5 protein-coding genes are annotated in these 8,296 nt (G+C 72.5%); 3 read left to right on the forward strand and 2 right to left on the reverse strand.

The window, feature by feature from the left end:
* Positions 1-250: 250 nt before the first annotated feature.
* Positions 251-832 (forward strand): GNAT family N-acetyltransferase, encoded by a 582-nt coding sequence (locus tag ACFVHI_RS32575; RefSeq protein WP_380345369.1) that lies wholly within the window; start codon positions 251-253, stop codon positions 830-832.
* Here ACFVHI_RS32575 and ACFVHI_RS32580 read toward each other — a convergent pair.
* Both ACFVHI_RS32580 and ACFVHI_RS32585 read right to left on the reverse strand, forming a co-directional pair.
* Positions 825-1,889 carry an aldose epimerase family protein gene (locus ACFVHI_RS32580; RefSeq protein ID WP_380345371.1) on the reverse strand — a complete coding sequence of 355 codons (1,065 nt, stop codon included), beginning with the start codon at positions 1,887-1,889 and terminating at the stop codon, positions 825-827. The two genes, ACFVHI_RS32575 and ACFVHI_RS32580, sit on opposite strands and share 8 nt — an antisense overlap.
* Positions 1,890-2,119: 230 nt before the next feature.
* Complete coding sequence (locus ACFVHI_RS32585; RefSeq protein WP_079136038.1) at positions 2,120-5,131, reverse strand: AAA family ATPase; 3,012 nt, start codon at positions 5,129-5,131, stop codon at positions 2,120-2,122.
* 323 nt (positions 5,132-5,454) lie between these two features.
* On the opposite strand from ACFVHI_RS32585, the gene ACFVHI_RS32590 reads away from it, so the two are divergent.
* Positions 5,455-6,402 carry a hypothetical protein gene (locus ACFVHI_RS32590; protein ID WP_063350121.1) on the forward strand — a complete coding sequence of 316 codons (948 nt, stop codon included), beginning with the start codon at positions 5,455-5,457 and terminating at the stop codon, positions 6,400-6,402.
* Positions 6,403-6,669: 267 nt separating this feature from the next.
* The gene (locus tag ACFVHI_RS32595; protein WP_063350120.1) at positions 6,670-8,193 is read left to right on the forward strand and encodes an aldehyde dehydrogenase family protein; all 1,524 of its coding nucleotides are present in this window, start codon (positions 6,670-6,672) and stop codon (positions 8,191-8,193) included.
* The last annotated feature ends 103 nt before the right edge of the window (positions 8,194-8,296 follow it).

Genomic DNA, 8,296 nt, shown 5'->3' on the forward strand with positions numbered 1-8,296 from the left:
GCCTCGTGCCGACTGCACCGTTGCTGCCGTCGGGCTCGGAAGGAAGTTAACAGCGGTGCAATAGCGACGGAAAGTCCTTGCAGCAAGTTTCTGCAAGAAACAGCGATCGTTACGCCCACGTGTCCTGGACGTAGCCGCACGGTAGTTGACAGTGCGACCAAATGTCCGGGTTCGCCCGCTTCGAGCCGGTACCGGATGGCCGAGAGCACCACCATCCCTGGCCGAAAACCGCTTGCAGCAGACTGAACGCATGCGTATCAGAGCCGCCATGAGGGACGAACTGCCGCTGCTGTGCGAACTGGAGCGGGCCGCCGGGGCCCCCTTCGCCGCGATCGGCATGCCGGAGATCGCCGACGACGAACCACCGGCCCCGCACGAGCTGGCCCACCACCTGGACGCGGGCATCGCCCTGGTCGCCGTCCCCGACGCGACCGACCTGCCCCAGCAACCCGGTCCCGGTCCCGGTCCGATCGCCGGCTACCTGCTCGCCGAGCCGGTGGACGGCGCCCTGCACATCGAGCAGGTGTCGGTCCACCCCGACCACGCCCGCCGGGGCATCGGCCGGGCGCTGATCGAACACCTCGCGGCCGGCACCGACGCCCCCGCGCTCACCCTCACCACCTTCGCCGACGTCCCCTGGAACGCCCCCTACTACACCCGCTGCGGCTTCCGCCCGCTAGCCGACCACGAGCTCACCCCGGGCCTGCGGGAGATCCGCCGCAAGGAGGCCGAGCACGGTCTCGACCGCTGGCCCCGGCTCTGCATGCGCCGGGACCTCGCACGGGACCTCCAGCAGGACCTCACCCCGGACGTGCCCGGAGCGCTCAGCTGACGCCCAGCCGCAGCACGGTGGTCGAGCGGAACTCCTCCCCCGGCCGCAGCACGGTGCTCGGGAACGCCGGGTGGTTGGGGGAGTCCGGGAAGTGCTGGGTCTCCAGCGCGATCCCGGCGAACGGCCCGTACGGGACACCGCTCGCGCCGGTGACCGCCCCCTGGAACTTGTTGGCCGTGTAGACCTGGACGCCCGGCTCGGTGGTCAGCACCTCCAGGGTGCGCCCGCTGACCGGGTCCTCCAGCAGCGCCGCCCGGGCCGGGCCGCCGTCGGCCGGCCGGGCCCGGAGCACCCAGTTGTGGTCGTAGCCGCCGGGCCCGGCCAGCTGCGGGTGGTCGTCGTGCACCGACTTGCCGATCGGCGTGGCCACCGTGAAGTCGAACGGCGTGCCGGCCACCGGCTCGGTCCGCCCGTACGGGATCTGCCGCTCGTCGGCCGGGGTGTAGGCGTCGGCGTCGAGGGTGAGCAGGTGGCCGAGGACGTCGCCGTTCCCTTCACCCGCAAGGTTGAAGTACGCGTGGTTGGTCAGGTTGACCACGGTCGGCTTGCTGGTGACGGCGCGGTAGGCGATCACCAGCTCGCCGGCCGGGTCCAGGGTGTAGGAGACGGTGATGTCCAGCGCGCCGGGGAAGCCCTGGTCGCCGTCCGGGCTGTGCAACCGCAGCCGCACCCCGCCCTCGATCCGCTCGGCCTCCCAGATCCGCTGCGCGAAGCCGTCCGGCCCGCCGTGGATGGTGATGCCGCCGCCGGTCGGGGCGAGCGGGTGCTCCTCGCCGTCGATGGTGATCCTGGAACCGTCGATCCGGTTGGCGTACCGGCCGACCACGGTGCCGTAGTGCCGGGCCGGGCCGAGGATCTGCGTCAGCTGGTCGGTGGAGAGCAGCAGTTGGGCGGGGCGCCCGGCGCGGTCCGGGCCGGTGAGGGTGTGCAGGGTGGCGCCGAGGGTGAGCACGCTCGCCTCGTACGGGCCGGCGGAGAGCGTCCAACGCTCGATCGCGGCGCCCGCGCCCGAGGGGTCGAGGGGTTCGTGCCGCACGCTGGTGGCCTCGCTCGCCATGGCCTGCTCCTCACTGGCGGTCGCGGGGTGCCGTGACCGCCCCGGTTCCGGGTCCGTCCAGGGGGTCGCCGCGGCGCCCCCACGTCTGCGTCAGCCTAGGGCGTGTCTGACAATTCGCGCCCGGCGGGAATCGTCAGACACGCCCTGACGACGGCGACCGCCCCGGGAGCGCTCCCGTGCCTCCGCGCGCCGCCCGGGCACCCGCCGCCCACGCCCCCTGCCACCGCGGGCTACGCCTCCTCGGGCTCCGCCCCCGGCCGGGCGGCCCCGCGCGGCTGCGTCGGCAGCCCGAGGGCGGAGGCCAGGCCGTCCGGCCCGCTGCCCGCCTTGCGGTAGACCGCGGCCAGTCGGCGGTTGACCAGGCTGAGGTGCACGCCGAGCTCGTCGGCGATGCGCTGCGGCGGCACGCCCTGCACCGCGAGGTTGGCGACCTCCCACTCGGGCTGGCTGAGCGTCTCCCGGAAGTCGCGCAGCCCCAGCCGGTTGGGCCGCAGGCCGTAGTTGGCCAGCTCCCGCCGCGCCTGGTCGACCAGCCCCTCGGCCGAGCAGTGCTGGGCCAGTTCGATGCCCTGGTACAGGTACTCCTGCGCGTCCTCCAACCGCCCGACCCGGCGCAGCGCGGCGCCGAGGTCGACCAGCGCGACGGCGTGCTCGTACCCGGCCGGCGACTGACCGAGGTACATCACGGCCTGCTCCAGCAGTTCGACCGCCTGCTGGCCGTCCTCGATCTGGGCGTTCAGCCGCAGCGCGGTGCCGATCGCCGAGGCGGTGCCGAAGGTGCGGGCGTCCTGGACGGCCTTCTGGGCGTACTCGCGGGCGCGGTCGGGCTCGTCGGCCGCGATCGCGATGGCGAGGTGGCCGGCCCAGGGCGCCCAGACGGTGTTGTGCCAGCCGCGGGCCTCCAGTTGGGCGCCGGCCTCGGTGAGTGCGGCGGCCGCCCCGGCGTAGCGCTTCTTGGCGATCAGCAGCTTGCCGTACAGCGAGGGCGCGTCGGGCAGCACCATCGCGGTCGTGTGGTACGGCGGGTGGAAGCCGAACTCGACGGCGAGTTCCCAGGCCTCCTCGGTCCGGCCGCGGGCGAGCAGGGTGTCCACCAGGACGCCGACGGCGTCCCAGGCGAGCGGCAGCTTGGGGCCGATCCGCTCGGACAGTCGCAGCGCGCGGCGCAGGAAGTCCTCGGCCTCGGCGAGCAGGCCGCGGCGGAAGCGGGCGAGGCCCATCAGGAAGTACGCGAAGCCCCGGTGGGCACCGCTCCACCCGGCGACCTCGAACTGGATGATGGCGTCCGCGAACAGCCGCTCGGCCTGGGCGATGCGGTCGTTGTAGGTGTAGGTGAGGCCGAGCATGGAGGGCAGTTCGAAGCCCCAGGTGCTGTCGGTCCAGCCGAGTCCCTTGGGCAGGCGGCCGGCGTCGAGGACGGCGTCGGCGTAGGTCAGCGCCTCGGCGGAGGGGGCGCCGCGCAGGGTGAGGTCCCAGGCGCGCATCGCGAGGACGGCCCGGTCGGCGGCGTCGCGGGTGCTGAGGCCGTCGCACATGAGGCCGAGCCGGGTGGACCGGCCGGGCCCGTCGTCCTCGGACTTGCGGAAGGCGTGCCACATGAACGAGGCGGCCTGGAGCCGGAGTCGGCCGGCCGGGTCGGCGGTCTGCTCGGCCTCGTCCTGGCAGACCACTGCGGCCTGGCGCAGTTCGCCGCTGTGTGCGAGCACCTCGGAGAGCCGGAAGGTGGCGTCGACCCGCAGTTCGGGGCGCAGCGGCCCCTCGTCGGGGTCGAGGGCGAGCTTGAGCTGGTTGACGGTGGCGACGGGGTCGGTGAGCAGGGCGGAGCAGCCCAGTTCGTACAGCACCTCGGCGCGGATGTCGTCGGCCGGGGGTTCGTTGAGGGCGCGGTGCAGGCAGCGCTGGGCGGCTTCGGGGGCGCCGATCAGCAGGTGTTCGACGGCGGCCCGGCGCAGTTTGCGGACGGTCTTGTCGTCGCCCTCGCCGGAGAAGGTCTCGACGAGGTGGCGGGAGGCGGCGAGCAGGCCGAGCCCGGCGTTCTCGATCTCGGCGGCGGCGACGCCGTGCATGCCGGTGCGGGTGGCCTCCGGCATGGTGTTGTAGATCGAGCTGCCGATCAGCGGGTGGACGAACTCCAGGTTGCCGTTGGGGGTCTGGGTGAGCACGCGCTGCTTGCGCAGCTGCTTGATGGCGTCGCGGGCGCCCTCGGTGGTCTGGGCGCAGATCCGGGTGGCGAGGTCGACCCGGATGTCGGTGCCGAGCATCGCGCAGGCCCAGGCGAAGCGCAGGGTGCCGGAGCCGAGCCGGTCGATCCAGCTCTTGAGGGTCATTCCGGTGGCGTCGACGGCGAGTTCGCGCAGTTGTTGGGAGTTCTCCTCGACCGGTTCGAGGTCCTGGTCGCGGACCTGGTCGAGCAGGGCGACGGCTTCGAAGGGGTTGCCGTTGACGACGTTCCAGAACTCGTAGCAGAAGGCGTCCTCGGCCTTGTCGCCGAGTTCGGCGCGGATCATGTCGGTGACGGAGACCAGCGAGAGCCGGTTGAGTTCGTGCTTGCTGGTGGCGAGGCCGAGGACGGCCTTGCGGTGCTGCTGGATCTCGGTCGGCCAGTCGTTCTCGTCCTCGCGGAAGGCGAAGACGAGCAGGACGGGTAGTTCGCGGGAGCGGACGGCGAACTGGGTGAGCCAGGAGAGCGACTCGTGGTCGCCCCAGTGCAGGTCGTCGACGATCATGACCAGCGGGGCCCGGCGCGGCGCGAGTTGGGTGAGGACGTAGTCGAGGCCGTCGCGCACGCCCTGGGGGTCGAGGCGGCGGGCGCCGGCCTTGGGCCGCTTGAGGCCCATGGCCGGTCCGACGACCTCCTCCCAGGTGCCCATGACCTGGCGGAACTCGTCGGGCTGCAGGCTGGTGAGGAGGGGCTGGAGGAGCTGGCGCAGCACGTGGTAGGGCTCGTTGAACTGGCGTTCGCCACCGCGGGCGAACAGCACCGTGGCGCGGTTGCGGAGATTGGCGACCCGTCGGACCTCGTGCAGCAGGCTGGTCTTTCCGATGCCGGGGCGGCCGGAGAAGGCGAGCAGTTCGCCGATCTCGGTGCCACCGGCCGCGAATTCGCAGCAGAGTTTGTCGACGGCCGTTTCGACGGAGCGAAGTTCGGCGTCGCGGTCGCGCAGCCTGACCCTCGGCGAGGTGCTGTCGCCGTCCCGGCCGGAACCTGATCCCGTCCGAAGTTCGTTGTCCTGCTCGGTCACCGTCGTGCCTCCGCCTCGCCACTCGCGTCACAGCCCGTGTCGCTGCTCGCATCACTGCCCGTGGAGCCGAGGTTAGCGCTGCGTGGCACTCGCTGTGGGGCATTCGCGCAGGCTGGGGCGGACGGTGAGGGTTCGGACGCCTTGCCAAGGGCAATTGCCCTATACCCCTAACGTCCGATCATTACATCAGATACCCTACGGCCCGCGAGGCGAAGATGATCTTTCGCTATCACCCTCTCCCCGGAAGCCTCGCCGCGTCAACTCCCCCCACACCCAACGTTCGAACCACTAGTACCCCCACCCTTCGCCGCACCGGGAGTCCGATGTCTGACGACACCTCACTTCAGATTCCGTTCCCGCACCGTCGCAGCCCGCACGGACCGCAGGCCACCGCGCTGCACCGTGACTGGCTGGTCCGCCACCCGCTGCTCCCCGACGTCGACCACCCCGGGTACGCCCACTGGGACGTGGTCGACCTCGCCGCCCTCGGCTACCCCGACACCGGCCCGGACGAACTCTCCCTCGCCGCCGACCTGATGGGCTTCTACTTCCTCTTCGACGACCAGTTCGACGGCCCGCTCGGCCGCCGCCCGACGGAGGTCGCCCCCATCTGCGAGCGGCTGATCGCCGTCCTGCACGGAGCCCGCCCCGACCAGGACTCGCCGGTCGAGACCGCCTTCGCCGACCTCTGGGACCGCAGCGTGCGCGGCATGCCCGCCCGCTGGCAGGCCCGCGCCGCGTACAACTGGGAGTGGTACCTGGCCAGTCACCCCGCCGAGGCCGCCGGCCGCATCTCCACCCGGCCACCCGACCGCGACGGCTACCTGGTGCTCAGACGAGGCACCGCGGCGATGGAGACCATCTTCGACATGGTCGAACGCCTCGGCCAGTTCGAGGTGCCCGCCGCCGTCCTGCACCACCCGGTGCTGCGTCAACTGCGCCAGCTGGCAGCCGACATCCCCTCGCTCAGCAACGACGTCCGGTCGTTCCCGCTGGAGGCCCCGCGCGGCGACGTCAACAACCTGGTGATGATCGTCCAGCGCGAGCGCCGCTGCTCGGCCGAGGAGGCCTGCGCGGTGGTGCTGGAGGAGGCGCAGCTGATGGTCGAGCGGTGCCGGGACCTGCACGGCCGACTGCCGGACGTCTACCGGGAGTTGGGGCTCTCCCGGGTCGAACGGACGATCGCCCAGCGGTACGCGGACGGGCTGGTCACCTGGCTCGCCGGCTACCTGCACTGGGAGTCCCGCACCGGCCGGTACCACGCGGTCTGACACCGTCCCGGACGGAGCGCGGAGACATGGTGCGCGCCCCGCGCGACCGCCGGAACGCGCAACCCTCCGTACGGGCCGGGCGCACGGACCGTAGCCGCGCCCGCGCCGGGCGGCTATCGTGCTCGACGGCGGACGCCCCGGCGGGCATCCGCCCGGAATTGCGTGTCCACACCCTCCCGCCGGGCCGCCCCGCGCCGGGCGCGGCCCGGCGCGCCGCCCCGCCACCCGGTCCGGGCGGCGCCCGACGTCGCGAGGAGACACCAGAGCATGACGGTCTACCAGCCCCCCGGCACGCCCGGCAGCATCGTCGCCTACCGCTCCCGGTACGAGCACTGGATCGGCGGCGGCTGGACCCCGCCGGTGCGCGGCGAGTACTTCGGCGACCCGACCCCGGTCACCGGCGAGGTGTTCACCGAAGTCGCCCGCGGCACCGCCGAGGACATCGAGGCCGCGCTGGACGCGGCCCACGCCGCCGCCCCCGGCTGGGGCCGCACCCCGCCCGCCGAGCGGGCCCAGGCGCTGCTGCGGATCGCCGACCGGATGGAGGCGAACCTGGAGCGGCTGGCCGTCGCGGAGAGCTGGGAGAACGGCAAGCCGGTGCGCGAGACGCTGGCCGCCGACCTCCCGCTCGCGGTCGACCACCTGCGCTACTTCGCGGGCGCGCTGCGCGCCCAGGAGGGCGGCCTGTCCCAGCTGGACGAGGACACCGTGGCGTACCACTTCCACGAGCCGCTGGGCGTGGTCGGCCAGATCATCCCGTGGAACTTCCCGATCCTGATGGCGATCTGGAAGCTCGCCCCGGCGCTCGCGGCCGGCAACGCGGTGGTGCTCAAGCCCGCCGAGCAGACCCCCGCCTCGGTGCTGCTGTGGGCCGAGCTGACCGCCGACCTGCTGCCGCCCGGCGTGGTCAACATCGTCACCGGCTTCGGAGAGGAGGCCGGCGCCCCGCTGGCCTCCAGCAACCGCATCCGCAAGATCGCCTTCACCGGCGAGACCACCACCGGCCGGCTGATCGCCCGCTACGCCAGCGACAACCTGATCCCGGTCTCGCTGGAACTCGGCGGCAAGAGCCCCAACCTGTTCTTCGCGGACGTCGCCGACGCCTCGGACGCCTTCTACGACAAGGCGGTCGAGGGCTTCGCGATGTTCGCCCTCAACCAGGGCGAGGTGTGCACCTGCCCCAGCCGGGCGCTGATCCAGTCCTCGGTCTACGAGCGGCTGCTCGCCGACGGCCTGGAGCGGGTGCGCGCGATGCGCCAGGGCGACCCGCTGGACACCGAGACCCAGGTCGGCGCCCAGGCCAGCGCCGAACAGCTGAAGAAGATCCTCTCCTACTTCGAGATCGGCCAGGCCGAGGGCGCCAAGCTGCTGGCCGGCGGCGAGCGGGCCGACCTCGGCGGCGCCCTGGCCGGCGGGTACTACGTGACGCCGACGGTGTTCGAGGGCGTCAACAGCATGCGGGTCTTCCAGGAGGAGATCTTCGGCCCGGTCGTCTCGGTCACCCGCTTCGAGGACTTCGCCGAGGCGATCACCCTCGCCAACGACACCCAGTACGGGCTCGGCGCGGGCGTCTGGACCCGCAACCTCAACACCGCCCACCGCGCCGGGCGCGCCATCCAGGCCGGCCGGGTGTGGACCAACTGCTTCCACGCCTACCCCGCCCACGCGGCCTTCGGCGGCTACAAGAACTCCGGCATCGGCCGGGAGAACCACAAGGCGCTGCTGGAGCACTACCAGCAGACCAAGAACCTGCTGGTCAGCTACTCCCCGGACGCGGTGGGCCTCTTCTAGCCGGGCCGCGGCCCGCACGGAACGCGGAACCAGGAACCAGGAACCAGGAACCAGGAACCAGGAACCACATAAACACGGAGCGGGAGGCCGGTCCCGGCCTCCC

Origin of the sequence: Kitasatospora sp. NPDC127121, from assembly GCF_042677305.1 — a bacterium.
GTDB lineage: Bacteria > Actinomycetota > Actinomycetes > Streptomycetales > Streptomycetaceae > Kitasatospora.